15 protein-coding genes and 2 tRNA genes are annotated in these 14,783 nt (G+C 69.5%); 6 read left to right on the forward strand and 11 right to left on the reverse strand.

Annotated elements, in window-relative coordinates; all coding sequences use genetic code 11:
- Positions 1–12 precede the first annotated feature (12 nt).
- From HT136_RS15775 to HT136_RS15790, 4 genes are all read right to left on the reverse strand, one after another.
- A complete protein-coding gene (locus tag HT136_RS15775; RefSeq protein ID WP_343222212.1) occupies positions 13–1,047 on the reverse strand; it encodes a dipeptide epimerase in 1,035 nt (344 codons plus the stop codon).
- Positions 1,044–2,072: an N-acetyltransferase DgcN family protein gene (locus HT136_RS15780; RefSeq protein ID WP_214200759.1), complete on the reverse strand. Its 1,029-nt coding sequence runs from the start codon at positions 2,070–2,072 to the stop codon at positions 1,044–1,046. The genes HT136_RS15775 and HT136_RS15780 overlap by 4 nt, the downstream gene beginning before the upstream one ends.
- Positions 2,073–2,127: 55 nt before the next feature.
- Positions 2,128–3,024: a LysR family transcriptional regulator gene (locus HT136_RS15785; protein ID WP_214200760.1), complete on the reverse strand. Its 897-nt coding sequence runs from the start codon at positions 3,022–3,024 to the stop codon at positions 2,128–2,130.
- Positions 3,025–3,303: 279 nt separating this feature from the next.
- Positions 3,304–3,379 (reverse strand) — tRNA-Val (locus HT136_RS15790).
- A gap of 180 nt (positions 3,380–3,559) precedes the next feature.
- Between HT136_RS15790 and HT136_RS15795 the strand changes: the two genes are divergently transcribed.
- A complete protein-coding gene (locus HT136_RS15795; RefSeq protein ID WP_214200761.1) occupies positions 3,560–5,731 on the forward strand; it encodes a transglycosylase domain-containing protein in 2,172 nt (723 codons plus the stop codon).
- Between the two features lie 45 nt (positions 5,732–5,776).
- Here the strand turns inward: HT136_RS15795 and HT136_RS15800 are convergent, their stop codons facing one another.
- The 4 genes from HT136_RS15800 to ftsE form a co-directional block, all read right to left on the reverse strand.
- Positions 5,777–6,472 carry a lysophospholipid acyltransferase family protein gene (locus HT136_RS15800; protein ID WP_214200762.1) on the reverse strand — a complete coding sequence of 232 codons (696 nt, stop codon included), beginning with the start codon at positions 6,470–6,472 and terminating at the stop codon, positions 5,777–5,779.
- Complete coding sequence (locus HT136_RS15805) at positions 6,472–7,014, reverse strand: YdcF family protein (RefSeq protein WP_214200763.1); 543 nt, start codon at positions 7,012–7,014, stop codon at positions 6,472–6,474. The genes HT136_RS15800 and HT136_RS15805 overlap by 1 nt, the downstream gene beginning before the upstream one ends.
- A gap of 79 nt (positions 7,015–7,093) precedes the next feature.
- Entirely contained in the window at positions 7,094–7,990 is an 897-nt protein-coding gene (locus tag HT136_RS15810) for a cell division protein FtsX (RefSeq protein WP_214200908.1), read from the reverse strand.
- A gap of 71 nt (positions 7,991–8,061) precedes the next feature.
- Positions 8,062–8,775 carry a cell division ATP-binding protein FtsE gene (gene ftsE, locus HT136_RS15815; RefSeq protein WP_214200764.1) on the reverse strand — a complete coding sequence of 238 codons (714 nt, stop codon included), beginning with the start codon at positions 8,773–8,775 and terminating at the stop codon, positions 8,062–8,064.
- Positions 8,776–8,927: 152 nt separating this feature from the next.
- On the opposite strand from ftsE, the gene HT136_RS15820 reads away from it, so the two are divergent.
- Positions 8,928–9,803 carry an MJ0042-type zinc finger domain-containing protein gene (locus tag HT136_RS15820; protein ID WP_214200765.1) on the forward strand — a complete coding sequence of 292 codons (876 nt, stop codon included), beginning with the start codon at positions 8,928–8,930 and terminating at the stop codon, positions 9,801–9,803.
- A 94-nt stretch (positions 9,804–9,897) separates the two neighbouring features.
- A complete protein-coding gene (locus tag HT136_RS15825) occupies positions 9,898–10,791 on the forward strand; it encodes an NTP transferase domain-containing protein (protein ID WP_214200766.1) in 894 nt (297 codons plus the stop codon).
- 141 nt (positions 10,792–10,932) lie between these two features.
- Here the strand turns inward: HT136_RS15825 and HT136_RS15830 are convergent.
- A tRNA-Leu gene (locus HT136_RS15830) sits at positions 10,933–11,019 on the reverse strand.
- Between the two features lie 291 nt (positions 11,020–11,310).
- Between HT136_RS15830 and HT136_RS15835 the strand changes: the two genes are divergently transcribed.
- Positions 11,311–11,973, forward strand: coding sequence for a c-type cytochrome (locus HT136_RS15835; RefSeq protein WP_246543774.1), 663 nt, complete (start codon positions 11,311–11,313; stop codon positions 11,971–11,973).
- Positions 11,974–12,007: 34 nt separating this feature from the next.
- Here HT136_RS15835 and HT136_RS15840 read toward each other — a convergent pair whose 3' ends face one another.
- Together HT136_RS15840 and HT136_RS15845 are read right to left on the reverse strand one after the other, a co-directional pair.
- Entirely contained in the window at positions 12,008–12,301 is a 294-nt protein-coding gene (locus tag HT136_RS15840; protein ID WP_214200767.1) for an EthD family reductase, read from the reverse strand.
- A gap of 6 nt (positions 12,302–12,307) precedes the next feature.
- On the reverse strand, positions 12,308–12,922 hold the full coding sequence (locus HT136_RS15845) for a rhodanese-like domain-containing protein (RefSeq protein ID WP_246543775.1): 615 nt from the start codon (positions 12,920–12,922) through the stop codon (positions 12,308–12,310).
- A gap of 81 nt (positions 12,923–13,003) precedes the next feature.
- Between HT136_RS15845 and HT136_RS15850 the strand changes: the two genes are divergently transcribed.
- Positions 13,004–13,831, forward strand: coding sequence for a quinoprotein dehydrogenase-associated SoxYZ-like carrier (locus tag HT136_RS15850; RefSeq protein ID WP_214200768.1), 828 nt, complete (start codon positions 13,004–13,006; stop codon positions 13,829–13,831).
- Positions 13,828–14,781: a quinoprotein relay system zinc metallohydrolase 1 gene (locus tag HT136_RS15855; RefSeq protein ID WP_214200769.1), complete on the forward strand. Its 954-nt coding sequence runs from the start codon at positions 13,828–13,830 to the stop codon at positions 14,779–14,781. The genes HT136_RS15850 and HT136_RS15855 overlap by 4 nt, the downstream gene beginning before the upstream one ends.
- Positions 14,782–14,783: the final 2 nt, after the last annotated feature.

Below are 14,783 nucleotides of genomic sequence, written 5' to 3' on the forward strand. Positions count from 1 at the left end.
TATAAGTCTGGCTTATGGGGCGCTGTGCCCGCCGCGCCCCCACTCAAGGCCGACCGGCGCACGCCACAATCCGTTCTCAAGCACGCATCCGCCAGGGCGATCCTGCGCCAGCCACAGCGGACCATCGAGATCGACGAAGCGGCTGCGCCGGGCGATCGGCCAGGCCGCCGCCACCGAGAGCGAGGAGCACAGCATGCAACCGGTCATGACCCCCATCCCCGCCGCCTGGGCCGCATCGGCCAGCGCCCAGGCACCGGTCAGCCCGCCCGACTTGTCGAGCTTGATCGTGACGTAGTCGTAGAGCGCGGCAAGGCGCGGAACGTCGCGCGCCTCGTGCGCGGATTCGTCGGCCGCCAGCGGCACCGGAGAGCCGAGCCCGGCCAGCGCCTCGTCCTTGCCCGCCGGCAGCGGCTGCTCGAGCAGCGCGACGCGTGCCGCGCCGAGCGCGGGAAGCGCCGTCTCGAGCGTGCGCATATCCCAACTTTCGTTGGCATCGGCAATCAGCACCGCGTCCGGCGCCGCCTCGCGAATGGCGGTAACCCGTTCGGTGACGAGCCTGCCGTCGAGCTTGATCTTGAGCAGAGGCGCGGGCCACCCGGCAGGCCGATCCGCGGCGATTTCGTGCGCCCGCGCAGCCATCGCACCCGGTGTGTCGATCCCCAGCGTCACGGCGGTGACGACGCCACCTGCGGGATCTCCGCCAGCGCCCAGACGGGCGGCAACGGGCACGCCCGTCAGCTTCGCCTCGAGGTCCCAAAGCGCGCAATCGATCGCGTTGCGTGCCGCGCCAGGTGCCATGATCGTGGCCAGTTCCGCGCGCGTGACGCCGGCCTCGATGCGCGGACGCAACGCCTCGATCTGCGCCAGCACCGAGTCCGGGCTCTCGTCGTAGCGCGCCGAAGGCGCGCCCTCGCCCCAACCGCGTACGCCCTGGGCGTGCAACGTCACCGTGACGAGCGTGATCGCCTCGCGCGTCCCGCGGGCGATGACGAAGGGCCGGGCGAGACGAAAGCGCGTGGCCTGCGCCTCGAGCCGGCAGCCGATCACGCGAAGCGCGCCGCGATCCGCTCGACGATCGGATCGACGCCGGTCACCGCCGGATCGATGCAAGGCAGGCCCAGGTCCGCCTCGATCTGACCACGCAGCGCCGCCGCCTGGTCCGGATCGAGCGCCGATCCGTTGATCGAGATGCCCACCGCCTCGACCGATGGGCTGGTCAGGCGCGCACAGCGCAGGTTTTCCTCGAGGCACGCGGCGATGTCGGGAACCGGCATATGCGGCAGCCCGCGCATGTGCGGACGCGAGGGATCGTGGCACAGCACCAGCGCGTCGGGCTGGGCGCCGTGCAGCAGCCCGAGCGAGACCCCGGCAAAGGACGGGTTGAACAAGGAGCCCTGCCCCTCGATCACGTCCCAGCCCGCATCCTCGCGCGCGGGCGAGAGCGCCTCGGCCGCACCGGAAATGAAGTCGGCGATGACCGAATCGACGACGATGCCCTCGCCCGCAATCAGGAGGCCTGTCTGGCCCGTGGCGCGAAAGCGTGCCTCCAGGCCCCTTTCGCGCATGCCCGCCACGAGGTGGAGCGAGGTGAACATCTTGCCCACCGCACAATCGGTTCCGACCGTCAGCAGACGGCGCCCGGCCCGGGGCGCGCCGGTCCCGACCTTGAGGTCCGCAGGCGCGGCGCGTACGTCGATGAGCTTGCGCCCAAGGGCGGCTGCGCGTTCGCGCAGACGCGGATCGGCATCGAGGCGCTGGTGCAGGCCCGAGACGATGTCGAGCCCGGCCTCGAGCGCGGCGAGAGCCTCGGGGATCATCGCGTCCTCGAGACGGCCACCGCTCGTCGCGACGCCCAGAACCAGCGCCTTCGCACCGGCGGCGGCGGCTTGCTCGACGCTCATGCGCGGCAGGCCCAGAGTGAGCGGACAGGTGTCCTGGCGCAACTCGCCAAGGCAATCGTGCGGCCTGAACAGCGCCAGGCCGCGCGATGTCTTCACATCGAGCGGATTGCGCTTGTCGCCGAGATAGAGAAGGAAAGGTCCTTCGAGTGTGATCCGTGTGGCCCGCGTCATGGAGGTGCGCTAGCACAAGTCGCCCCGCCACTCCCCATAGCGAGCCGGCGGCAGATTATAAGATTGGGTTATGGGCCGCGAGCTGCTCGCGCAGATAGTCGAGGAAGTCGAGCGCCACGCGCGCGGGCGGGGACGTCTCCAGGTAAGCCGCGTGGATGCGGTAGCGCTGCGCCGGCGCAAGCGGCCGCGCCGCCAGCCCCGGCCGCAGCATCGCGCGCGCGGTGTGCTCGTCGACGATCGTCATGCCCAATCCCGAAGCGGCAAGCGCCGCGGCGATCGAAAACGTGCGCGAGGCGCCAACGACTTCGGGCGAGACGTCACGCGCGGCGAATTCGACGGCGATCGCGCGGCCTTGCGGCCCGCTCTCGTTGGTCGAGACGTAGCGCCGGTCGGTCAGGTGCTCGAGCGGCAGCGGCGAAGGCGCCTCGGGCATATCCTCCTCGCGGTAGAACGCACACATCTGCGCATCGCCCAATACCGTGCTCGCCACCGGCGTCTCGCGCGGCAGCGAATAGCAGATGACGAGGTCGGTCTGCCGCTCGTAAAGCTTCACCGCCATGTCGTCATGGTGCACGGTGTGCAGCTCGATCGAGATTCCCTCGCGCTGCGCGAGGAAGCCGGTGACCGCTCGGGGCAGCAGCTCCATGCCGAGCGAGGGCAGCGTCGAGACGCGCAGCGCCGTACCCCGGCCCTTGCGGATGTTGCGCGCGGTCTCGCGAAATCGGTAGACCTGTCCCTGGATGTCCTCGGCCTGCGCGAAGAGCGCGTGCGCATCGGCGGTGGCGACCAGCCGACCGCGCACCCTGTCGAACAGCGCGAAGCCGAGCTGGTCCTCGGTATGGCGCAGCAGGCTGGTGACCGCCGGCTGCGAGACATTGAGCTGGCGCGCCGCCGCGCTGATCGATCCGGTCGCGTAGACCGCGTGAAAGACCTCTATTTGGCGCAGCTTCATACCCGCGCATTAGGACCACAACCCGAGCCTCGCAACCACGCGCCATCCGATTGTTCGCGATGCGGGTTACAGAAGGCGCACAAAGAGGCGGATCAGCGCTTACCGCTCGCGCGCGATTGAATGGCCCCTGGATTGCTGGACGCCTTCCATCCCAATTTTGGTGAAGATGACCGCCGATGCGCTGCAATCTGCTTCATAGGCCCCGCTAGCGTAGGTTGCCACTGGATTGCTAAGATGTACGATATCCGTACGAAATTCGACATAAGTCATTGATAAATATGGTGGGCGGTGAGGGGCTCGAACCCCCGACCCTCTCGGTGTAAACGAGATGCTCTACCAACTGAGCTAACCGCCCGCAGGCGCGCACACGCGCCGCAGATGCGCGCCCAATACGTGATTTGGCGGCGGCGTCAACCTGTCTCGCGTGGCAAGGTGTGCGTTCGAGTGCCGTTCGGGCGGCAGAAAGGTTCTCCACGGTATCGGTTGCGCCAGGGTGGTGCGCAGGCGCGCCCGTTGGTGTAACTGTGGCGAGGCCATGTTCAGATCCAAGCGCGAGCCCGAACCCCTGCAGGAGGGCGAGGACAACGATCCCTACTTCGACGTGCCGGACACCGTGCCGGTTGCGCAGGAGGGCAAGCGCGCGCGCCGCACGCGCTGGTGGTGGGCCTCGCGCGCGGTCGCCGGCGTGCTCATCCTCTTCATCCTCCTCGTCGGCTGGCTGGCGGTTACCGCCCCGTTGTCGAAGTCGCTCCAGCCGGTCTCGCCGCCGCGCATCACCCTGCTCGCTGCCGACGGCACCCCGATCGCGCGCAACGGCGCAATCGTCGACGCGCCGGTCAAGGCCGCCGACCTGCCCGACCACGTCAAGCAGGCCTTCATCGCCATCGAGGACCGACGCTTCTACGAACACTGGGGTGTCGATCCCTACGGCATCGCCCGAGCGGCCTGGACCAACCTCACCACCGGCACCACGCAGGGCGGCAGCACGATCACCCAGCAGCTTGCCAAGTTCACCTTTCTCTCGCCCGAGCAGAGCCTGACTCGCAAGGCGCGCGAGGCGTTGATAGCGTTCTGGCTCGAGGCCTGGCTGACCAAGGACCAGATTCTCGAACGCTACCTTTCAAACGCCTACTACGGTGACAACACCTATGGCCTGCGCGCGGCCTCGATGCACTATTTCCACCGCCAGCCCGAGCGCCTTCTGCCGGGCCAGGCGGCGATGCTCGCCGGGCTGATGAAGGCCCCTTCGAGCCTTGCCCCCACCAGCCATTACGACGCCGCCGAGAAGCGCATGCGCGTCGTGCTCGCAGCGATGGTCGAGGCGGGCTACATGACGCGCCAGGAAGCCGCCGCGATCCCCGATCCCGCGCTCGACGTGCGCGACGACAACGACTTGCCGACCGGCACCTATTTCGCAGACTGGGCCCTGCCCCAGGCGCGCGCGATGACCGACAGCGGCTACGCCGCGCAGACGCTGACCACCACGCTCGACGCCCGGCTCCAGCTCGCCGCACGGCGCGCAATCGATTCGGTCCCGCTCGGCAAGGCGCAAGTCGCGCTCGTGGCGATGCGGCGCAACGGCGAGGTCGTCGCCATGATCGGCGGCAAGGACTATGCGCAAAGCCCGTTCAACCGCGCGACGCAGGCGCTGCGCCAGCCCGGCTCGACCTTCAAGCTCTTCGTCTACCTCGCCGCGCTGCAGGATGGCTGGAAACCGGACGACACGATCTCGAATGCGGCCATCGAGACTGGCAGTTACCGGCCCAAGAACGCCGGCGGCCACTATTCGCCCACGATCACGCTCGAGGACGCCTTCGCCCACTCGAGCAATGTCGCGGCTGTGCGCCTGTTCCAGCAGGTGGGCGACGACAAGGTGATCGAAACCGCGCGGCGCCTGGGCGTCACCGAACCGCTCCCCGCGGGCGACCCCAGCCTCGCGCTCGGCACCGCGACGATGCCGCTGATCGAGCTGACGGCCGCCTACGCCGGCGTCGCCGCCAACAGCTTCCCGATCGCGCCGCGCGCCTTCCCGGTCGAGGAACAGGGCTGGCTCGCCCGCCTCTTCGACGGCAAGCACAGCCTTTCCAAGTCGCAGCACGCGGCGATGGAGCAGATGCTGCGCGCGACGATCAACCGCGGTACCGGACGCGCGGCCATGCTGCAGGCGGCGAACTTCGGCAAGACCGGCACGAGCCAGGAGAACCGCGACGCGCTCTTCGTCGGCTACGCAGGCGACTATGTGGTGGGCGTGTGGGTCGGCAACGACGACAACACGCCGCTCAATGGCGTTTCGGGCGGCTCGACGCCCGCGCGGATCTGGCGTGCCTTCATGCAGCAGGCACTTGGCGAGCGGGCTGCCCCCGCAGCGCCCAAGCCGCGCCCCGAAGGCCCGGTCCAGCCGCTCGACATCGAGGGGCTCGACGCCATCCCCGATGGCGGCCTGCCGCTTGGCGAGGGCAATCGCTTGCGCATCGAGGACGGCACCGCGATCATCACCACCGATCTCAACGGGATTCCGCTCGACGTCCGGCTCGACGGCAACGGGCTGCGCATCGATGGTGACAAGGCGTTGCAGGACGCCCAGCGCCGCCTGCAGCAAGGTGGCAGCGCCCGGCCGGGCACGCCGCCCGCTCCGGCCCCATCGGCCAGCGCCGCGCCTTCGACGCCGCCGCCGGCCGCCCCGCAGAACGCGGCGGGTCCGAACTAGCCTCTCGCAAAGCCCGCCCCCTCCCGGGGGCCCCGGGCCGTCCGCTCAGGCGTTGTGGAGCGTGATCGCCTTGCCCACCCGTGCCTCGATCTCGGCGCGCGGGAGGCCCGGCTCGATCGCCGCGCCGACGCGGTAGGTGACGACGCCCGCCTTCTTCCAGACGCGGTGGTAGAGCCGCCCGCTGTCGACTGCGACGGGCACCACCGGCAGGGCAAGCATCTTGTAGGTACCGGCAAAGCCCGAGCGCAACGTGGCCTCGGCGCCGGTCTTCATGCGCGTGCCCTCGGGGAAGATCACCAAGGGCCGACCCTGGGCAGCGAAGCCGCGCGCGGCCGCGATCATCGTGCGCAACGTGGCCGCGCCCCCGGCCCGCTCGACCGGCACCGCGCCGTAGCGCAGCAGCGCCCAGCCCCAGCCGGGAATCCGCGTCAGCTCGGCCTTGGGAAAGGGCACCGGGCGGCGCATGTGGAGCGGCATGTCGATCGCCTCGAAGAAGCTCTCGTGGCGCATCGCGACGATCACGCCCCCTTGTGGGAACTCCCCTTCCACGCGCACCTTGATGCCCAGCAGCACGCGGCAGCACAGGTGGTGGAAGCCGCTCCAGCCGCGCGCCAGCCACCAGAGCCCGCGCCCGCCCACCACCGCGAAGGGCAGCGTGAGCAGGACCAGAACCACCGAGCCTGCATAGAACACCAGGTAGAACAGCAAGCTGCGCACGACATCGACAAAACGGGTATCCATCAGCGCTTCCACCGCTCCCACACGTTGGTGCCAAGACGCCAGAGCAGCTTGTGGTACTCGAGGACGAGCGCCGTGAAACTGGGCTGCGAGGGCACCGCATCGCGCTGGACCACCACGCCTTCGGGCAATTCGCGCTGCAGCTCGAGTTCGGCGCGGCGCATGTGCCAGTCGGCGGTCACCAGGCGCAAGGTGTGGACCTTGTGGTGCGCGACCCATTGCGCGGTCTCGATCCCGTTCGAGCGCGTGTCATAGGCCTCGAACCCGAGCTCGACGCAGCAGGCCATGAGCCGCCCCGGCACATGAAATTCCGAAGCGAACTCACCGGGACGCACCTCGGGATCGACACCCGAGACGAACAGGCGCGGCGCCTTGCCCGCTTCAAGCGCGCGCAGGGCATGCTCGATGCGGCCCTGGCTGCCGGTCAGCACGATGATCGCGTCGCTTCGCGTCGCCGCGTCGAGCGGGCCCGGCAACGTCACGGCGAACCAGACGAAACCGAAGAACCAGACAAGCACGACAAAGGCGGCGGTGCGACGAAACATGACCCTGATGGAATTGCGGTGGATTGCTCTGGCGCGCCTTATGGCGACACTTGCCGACGGGTTCCAGTGCCTCTTTCGCCTAGAGCATCTTGCGCAGCGCATGAAGCACGGTGAAGCGCGCGGTGACCATGGCAAGGAGCGTGGCGAAAATCGGCACCAGCGCGAGCAGCAACCAGTCGCGCCACACCAGTGCCCCGTTGTCGACGAGGCCCGCACCCAACCCCTCGAACCGCCGCGCGAGCGCCAGGATCACCAGCAGCGCGAGCGCGAGGCCGACCGCCCCGCCGCCGGCCGCATCGAAGCCGATCGAGCGCTGGAACACGCGCGCGACCTGCTTGTCGGTTCCGCCCAGCAGGTGGACGATCTCGATCACGTCGCGGTTCGCGCCCAGCGCCGAACGCGCCGCCAGCAGCACCGCGGCGGCGAGCGCCAGCGTCAGCAGCGCGACGAGCGCGATCGCCACGACCTGGAGCGAGACCATCGCCTCGAACACCGGCCTCAGCCAGTTCGACTGGGCATCGACCCGCGCGGCCGGGGCGACGCCGCGCGCCGCCCTCTCGACCAGCGCCAGCCGCTCGGGCGAGACCGGCCCGTCGAGACGCACGTCGATCAGCGCGGGAACGGGGATCGAGGAGCCGGTCGCATCGGCGATGCCGGTGCCCAGCCAGGGCTCGATCAGGGCGTCGAGTTCGGCCTGCGGCACCACGCGAAGGCCGCGCACGCCGGGCAGCGCGCGCACCGCCGTAACCACCGCGCGCGCCTGCCGGTCACGGGCATCGAGGCGTGGTTCGACGATCTGGATCGTCACCCCGCCCTCGATTTCGGACCGGGTTGCCGAGACCGCGTTGCCGATCGAGAGACCCGCCGCAAGCGCAATGGCCGTCATCGCCACCATGATCGCGATGACCCAGGGCATGGGCCCGGCCATGCGCCCTTGCGGAATGAGCTCGGCTCCGCCCCCGCCAAGGCGGCGCATGCCGTGCAGCACCGAAGTGCCAAGCCTTCGTTCGCGACCGGTCGAGCGTGCCATGGCCTGGTGTCCCCCGCTCAGCTGCGCCGCGCGGGCGGATAGCGCAGCGCGCCGGTCGGATCGGCGAGCCGTCCCCGGTCGAGCCGCATGATCAGGCTCTCGGGCACCTTGCGCAGCAGGTCGAGGTCGTGGGTGGCGACGACCACGGTGGTGCCCTGGCGGTTGAGCATCTCGAACAGGCGCAGGAGCTTGAGCGCCATGTCGGGGTCGACGTTGCCGGTCGGCTCGTCGGCAACGAGCACGGCAGGGCGCGCAATCACCGCGCGCGCGATCGCGATGCGCTGCTGCTCGCCGCCCGAAAGCGTCGCTGGAACCGCGTCGATGCGCTCGGAAAGACCCACCCATTCGAGGATGTCGCGCACCGGCCCGGCAATGTCGCGCTCGGCATGGCCGGCCACGCGCAAGGGCAGGGCAACATTGTCGAAAGCGGACAAATGCGGAACCAGGCGGAAGTCCTGGAAAACCACGCCGATCCGCCGGCGCAGCGCGGGAAGGCTGGCGCGGGACATGGTGATCGCATCGGAACCGAACATGCGGATCGCCCCGCGCGAAGGGCGCTGCGCGAGGTAGAGCAGGCGCAGCAGCGAAGTCTTGCCCGCGCCGCTGGCGCCGGTCAGGAAATAGAACCGGCCCGCGAAGAGCGTGAACGTCAGGTCGCTCAGCACCTCGCGTTCGGTGCCGTAGCGCAGTCCGACGTTGTCGAAATGGATGATTTCGCCCTCGGCAGTCATTCGTCTTTCGGTGAATAGTCCCGGCAGGGCCGAAGAGATGCAGTTTTGCGCGCTATAGCGAGCAATCCATGTGGAAAAAAGACCATTACGGCCCGTACCCACAGCCTCGCCGCTTGTCGGCCACGCGGCAACCGTGCTTATGAGTGACAATCATGATTATCGCCTGCCCAGCCTGTTCTACGCGTTACGCCGTTCCGGACAACGCGATCGGCGTGGAAGGCCGCACGGTCCGCTGCGCCAAGTGCAAGCACAGCTGGTACCAGGACGGCTTTTCGCCCGAACCGGTTGCCGCCCAGGAAGCGCCAATGCGGGCGCCCGGCACCGTGGCGCCCGCGCCCGCGCCGATGGCCTCGCCAGCCCCGGCGCCTGCCCCAAGTCCGACACCCCCGCCGGCCCCGGCACCCCGGCCTGCCGCGACACCCACGCCTGCCCCCGCCGCGGCGGCCGAACGCGTAATCGAACGCCCGAGGGAATCCAGCCCGCAGCCACCCGCATCGCTGCGCAAGGCACCCGCGATCGTCTACGACGACACCGCGAACACTGTGCACTACGCCGACGAGCGCAATTCGAGCTTCGATTTCGCACCGCCCTTCCAGCCCCGGCGCAACTGGGCCCGGATCGGCACCTACGCCGCCTCGATCTTCGCGGTGGTGACGCTGGGCCTTACCGGCGCGATCGCGTGGGGCGGGCTGCCCGACTGGGTGCCGCTGCCGCACGAGACCTTCCGCCAGGGCGAGCCCGATCTTCAGCTCGATTTCCCGCGCAAGCGCCAGGACCGCCAGCATCTGGCCGACGGCAGCGATTTCTTCAGCGTCAGCGGAACGATCAGCAACATCGGCAGTGAATCGCGCTACGTACCCTCGCTGCTGGTGGTCCTGCGCGACGCGCGCGAACGGATCATCTACGAGAAGGAAATCGTGCCTCCCTCGCGCAAGCTCGCCGCGGGAGAAGTGGTGACGATCAACGAAGCGCTGACCGACATCCCCAAGGCCGCGACTACCGCCGAGATCGGCTGGAAGCCCGACTGAGCCCCGAATCTTCCCTCCCGGCCGCACGCCGGACGGGGACTCGGCGCGGAAAGTCACCGCCTTGTCATACGCGCCCGGCATAGGCCTGGGGAACATGCCTGCGCAATCTTCCCGTCCGACGCCCCCTCCCGCCCCTGATGCACCGGTTCGCCTGATCGTACTGGCAGGTGGGCGCGAGGGCGCCAGCGACCCGCTGGCCCGCCGCTTCGCGGTAAGCCACCGCTGCCTCGTGCCACTGGCCGGACGCGCGCTGATCACCCACGTCCTCCAGACCGCCGCGCAGCACCCGCGCCTCGAAAGCCTTGCCATCTGCATCGAGCGCGAGGCCTTCGATCCGGCCTGGGACGTGTTGACCCGCCTGCCGGGGCGCGGCGCGGTCACCCTCGTCGAGGCCGGCGACGATCTCGCCAAGAGCGTTCTCGCCGCCGCCAGGGGCTGGGATGGACCGGTCCTCGTCACCACGGCCGACCACGCCCTGCTGAGCGCAGCGAGCATCGAGGCCATGCTGGACGCGCTCGAGAGCGCCGACATCGCCCTCGCCCTTGCCCCGCGCGCCGCGGTCGACGCGATCCACGCCGATGGCGCGGCGCATTACCTGCCCTTGCGCGACGGCGCGCTGGCGCCTTGCGACCTCTACGGCGCGGCGCACCCGCGCTTCCTTGCCGCCGCCGCGATCTTTCGCGGGCGCGACGCCTCGGCCCGCGTCAGCCTGCGCATTCTGCGCGGCCTGGGGCTCGTCGGCCTGCTAATGCTGTGGCTGGGCTGGGAGACGCTGCCCCGCGCGATCGAGCGCGCCTCGCGCCGCCTGCGCGCGCGCGTGCAGGCGGTCGTGCTCACCGATGGATCCCAGGCGATCGACGTGGGCGATGAGCGCAGCTACGCGATCGCGCGCCATTACCTCGAGGCGCAACACGAACGCGGCGAAGCGCATCGATCCGCGCCCGAAGCGGCGGTTGGAATCGACACGGCCCAGAGCAACGCGCTCTAGCCGGAGCCACTTCACACGATATCCGGAGACAGGGCCCACCAAGGCCGGGCGGCGCTTGCACGCGCCGGTCGCAGACGCAGGAAAGCCCTGCCCCGAATGGGGTGCCCGAAGGCAATTATCAGTGCATTTCCTAAGTCTGCCTGGTGCGGTCGAGAAGACTCGAACTTCCACGGGCTTTCGCCCACAACGACCTCAACGTTGCGCGTCTACCAATTCCGCCACGACCGCTAAATCAGGGGAGGTTCTTCGAACCGTCCCTCGGCAGGAGCGCGCCCCTAGCAGACGATTCTTGACCCTGCAAGCGAGTCGGCGCGATTATTTTTCAAAACGTGCCGCCGCTTGCCTTCGGCAACCACGGAAATGAACGCAAATCAGCCATTTTCAAGGATATTCTCCGCCGCCGCGCCGCCGAAAAAAGTTTTGCACCCACCCCGCATGCGACCGACCAAAGTGCAATACCCGCCCAAGCTGCTTCCATGCGAAGAGCAGGGCAAACAGAGCGAACCGGGAGACGACCCCATGCAGACCCCTTCGACACGCCCTAGCGGCACCCCTGCGTTTCACCGGGCGCGGCGCGCCCGGCTGGTGGCCCTTGCCTCGCCGCTGACGATCGTCGCCTTCGCGCTGGCAGCCTGCTCGGGCCAGGATGCGGCCGGCCCTGCCGCATCGGACACCGCCAGTCCCGCGCCGAGCGAGAGCGCTCCCCTCGCCGCGAACGAACCCTTGGTTGAGACGCCGGACGCACAGGCCGGTTCCGCATCCGAAGCGGTACGTGCGCAGCCCAGCCCCGAACCGTCCGCCACGGCGACCACCGCCCCGCCGCCACCTGCGGCAAAGCCTGCGCCCGAACCTGCGCCCGCGCCCGCGCCTGTCACCCCTGCCGCCGCCGCCGGCCCGCCTGCAGCCTTCGCGCGCTGCGCGGTGTGCCACAACGCCGAAAAGGGCGCTGCGGACAAGCTGGGGCCCAATCTCTACGGGATCTTCGGCCACAAGATGGGCCAGGGCAGCTTCGCCTTTTCCGAGGCCGTGAAGAACTCCGGCCTGACGATGGACGAGGCGACCCTCGATGCGTGGCTGGAGAACCCCCGCGCGCTTGTTCCGGGCAACCGCATGAGCTTCCCCGGCCTCAAGGATGCGGGCAAGCGCCAGGAAATCATCGCCTACCTCAAGCAGCAACGCTGAGCCGCGCGGGCGCTCCACGGGCGCCCGCATCCGCTCAATCCATGCGGCTGACCTTGGGGATGATGTCGGTGACGCGCGCGATGTCGGCAAAGATGGTCCGGCTGTCGGGATCGGCCATCACTGCGCGCAGGCCCTCGACATCGCGGTAGCGCAGCCGCACCACTGCGACGAACGGGGCGTGTTCGTCGATCGCGAGATGGCATTCGGCCTCCTCCAGCCCATGGCGCGTGCAGATCTCGCGGATGAGCGCAAGATGTTTGGTGCGGCAGTAATGGCTGTCGAAACGCGCCCCGGGCTTGTTCTCGTAGACGACGAAGACGGTCGGCATGCTGGCTCATTTCTCCTGCGACATAGGGTCCGATCCAACCGTGACGGGACGCGCATCGACAAGTTCGCGCCCGGCGGCGCGCCAGCCTTCGATGCCCTCCGCATACCAATATATAGCGGTGAAACCCTCGCGGGCGAGCCGACGCGCCGCGTTCCAGCCCATCCAGCAATCGGTGCGGCAGAACACCACTACCGGTCGCGCAGGATCGGCGCGGCGCGCTTCTGCAACCGCAGCGGCCAGCCCGTGCCACACCAGGCGATCCGGAGCGCAGCGGCCGGTCTCGGGATGCCAGAGCGCACCCGCGATGGTCTGGTGCGCCACCGCAAGCGACCAGATGCCGCTTGCCGGATCACGCCAACCGCCCTGGGCGGGCAGGACGTCAATGAAGAGCGCATCGCGCCCCGGCACGAGGCGCAGTGCCTCGGCCTGCGAGAGGCGCCGTGCCGGCGCCGGATCACGGTCGACGGGGGCGCGGTAGCGCGCGCAGCGATAGCCCTGCGCGTCGAACACCTCGGCAGGCATCGTGCCCTCGCGTTCCACCGCCTGCGCGCCGCGTGCGAAGAGTGGCAGCGGCAGGGGCAGCGCCCCCAGCAAGGCCAGCAGTGGCAGCGCGATGCGCAACGTTCGCCTCTCCGTTCGGGCCGGTCTGGTCCCAAGGTGCAATATGGCCCGGCGCGCAATCTTCCTAAATTGGCCAATGGTATGAAGCACCTTCTTCCCTTGCTCGCCCTGCTTGCAGCGGCGCCTGCCGGGCCCGCGCGCGCGCAAGGTCGGGCACAAAGTCCGACACAAGGGCCCGCCCTGCCCCCCGATCCGCTGGGTTCGCCGATGTGGACCTACCACGCGGCACGGCTCTTCGCGGGGGCCGAAGTTCGCTTCGATCCCCTCGTGCGCCTGGAGATACCCATGATCGCCGAGAACCAGCGGGTCTTCCCCGTCACGCTCGACGCGCGGGCGCTCGCGGACGTGCGGCGCATCCTGATCTTCGCCGATCTCAACCCCATCCCCCTCGCCCTCGACTACGCGCCGCTGCGCGCGCAGGCCTTCCTCGCCACGCGCATCAAGCTCGACCAGCGCACCCCGGTGCGCGCAGCGGCGTTGACCGGCGATGGAACCTGGCATCTCGCCGGGCAGTGGATCGACGCGGCGGGAGGTGGCTGTTCGGCGCCGCCGGTCAGCCGGGTCAAGGGCGACTGGGCGCAGCACCTGGGCGAAATGCGCGGGCGCGCCTGGCCCGAAGGCGAGGATCCGCGCCGATCCGCGACGCGCCTTCGCGTCACGCTGCGCCACCCGATGGACACCGGCCTCGTCGAAAACATACCCGCCTACAACCTCGAGAGCCTTGTCGTGCGCGCGCCCGACGGTGCCGAACTGGCCCGGCTCGCCATCGCGGGATCGGTTGCCGAGGACCCGGCTTTCACGCTGGTGGTCGAGGGCCGCGACGCAAGCTACACGGTGAAGGCGCGCGACACTTCCGGGCTGGAGTTCGAAGGCACGATCCCGGCCCCGCACCCGGTGACGGCGCGATGAGCCTTGCCCGCCGCAGCCTCCTGCGCGCATCGCTCGCCCTGCCTTTCCTCGGCGGGGCGATCACGACGCAGGCCGAGGACTTCGCGGGAACCTACGCTCCCGAGGCGCAAGCTGTTGCGGACGGCATCTGGATGGTGCGCGGCGCCGATGCCCCGATCGAATTCGCGAACGGCGGCGCCATCGCGAACAGCGCCTTCCTCGCGACCAATGCGGGCACCGTGCTGTTCGATCCGGGCGTTTCGCGGGCGCATGGACAGGCGCTCGGCGCGCTCGCCGCAAAAGTGGCCGGCATGCCCGTCACGCGCGTCTACGTCAGCCATCTGCACCCCGATCACGCGATGGGCGCCGCCGCCTTCGCGCCTGCGATCGTCCATGCCCTGCCCGCCACCCGCGAGGACCTGCTGCGCGATGCCCCGGGCTTTTCGGACGCCATGTACCGCCTCCTCGCCGACTGGATGAAAGGCACCCAGCTTGCGCTGCCACAGGGCGACGTCGCGGCGGGCGAAACCAGCTTCGGGGGACGTAAATTCCGGCTCATGGCCCTCGAGGGCCACAGCCACGGCGACCTCGCGCTGCTCGACCATGCGACCGGAACGCTGCTCGCAGGCGATCTCGTCTTCCACGATCGCGCACCCTCGACCCCGCACGCCGACCTCGCCCGCTGGCGCGCCGCGCTCACGACGCTGGCCGCGACGCCCCACGCGCGCCTGGTGCCCGGCCACGGCCCGCTCGACACGCAGGGCGCGGCGATCGCGCAGACGCGCGACTGGCTGGACTGGCTCGAGGCAAGCCTTACCCGGGCGGTCGACATGGGCCTGACGATGAGCGAGGCAGGTGCACTCGCAATTCCGCCGCGCTTCGCCGCGATGAAGGCCGCGCGCTACGAACTGCAGCGCTCGGTGGCCCACTTCTACCCCGCGCTGGAGGAAAGGCTCCTGCCCGCGCTGTGAAG

This window comes from Novosphingobium profundi, assembly GCF_018491765.1.
GTDB lineage: Bacteria > Pseudomonadota > Alphaproteobacteria > Sphingomonadales > Sphingomonadaceae > Novosphingobium > Novosphingobium profundi.

Excerpts from the sequence above, each read along its gene's own strand:
- HT136_RS15780 (WP_214200759.1), bottom strand. The coding sequence starts at position 2,072 with ATGACGCGGGCCACACGGATCACACTCGAAGGACCTTTCCTTCTCTAT.
- HT136_RS15785 (WP_214200760.1), bottom strand. The coding sequence starts at position 3,024 with ATGAAGCTGCGCCAAATAGAGGTCTTTCACGCGGTCTACGCGACCGGA.
- HT136_RS15795 (WP_214200761.1), top strand. The coding sequence starts at position 3,560 with ATGTTCAGATCCAAGCGCGAGCCCGAACCCCTGCAGGAGGGCGAGGAC.
- HT136_RS15800 (WP_214200762.1), bottom strand. The coding sequence starts at position 6,472 with ATGGATACCCGTTTTGTCGATGTCGTGCGCAGCTTGCTGTTCTACCTG.
- HT136_RS15805 (WP_214200763.1), bottom strand. The coding sequence starts at position 7,014 with ATGTTTCGTCGCACCGCCGCCTTTGTCGTGCTTGTCTGGTTCTTCGGT.
- HT136_RS15810 (WP_214200908.1), bottom strand. The coding sequence starts at position 7,990 with ATGCGCCGCCTTGGCGGGGGCGGAGCCGAGCTCATTCCGCAAGGGCGC.
- ftsE (WP_214200764.1), bottom strand. The coding sequence starts at position 8,775 with ATGACTGCCGAGGGCGAAATCATCCATTTCGACAACGTCGGACTGCGC.
- HT136_RS15820 (WP_214200765.1), top strand. The coding sequence starts at position 8,928 with ATGATTATCGCCTGCCCAGCCTGTTCTACGCGTTACGCCGTTCCGGAC.
- HT136_RS15825 (WP_214200766.1), top strand. The coding sequence starts at position 9,898 with ATGCCTGCGCAATCTTCCCGTCCGACGCCCCCTCCCGCCCCTGATGCA.
- HT136_RS15835 (WP_246543774.1), top strand. The coding sequence starts at position 11,311 with ATGCAGACCCCTTCGACACGCCCTAGCGGCACCCCTGCGTTTCACCGG.
- HT136_RS15840 (WP_214200767.1), bottom strand. The coding sequence starts at position 12,301 with ATGCCGACCGTCTTCGTCGTCTACGAGAACAAGCCCGGGGCGCGTTTC.
- HT136_RS15850 (WP_214200768.1), top strand. The coding sequence starts at position 13,004 with ATGAAGCACCTTCTTCCCTTGCTCGCCCTGCTTGCAGCGGCGCCTGCC.
- HT136_RS15855 (WP_214200769.1), top strand. The coding sequence starts at position 13,828 with ATGAGCCTTGCCCGCCGCAGCCTCCTGCGCGCATCGCTCGCCCTGCCT.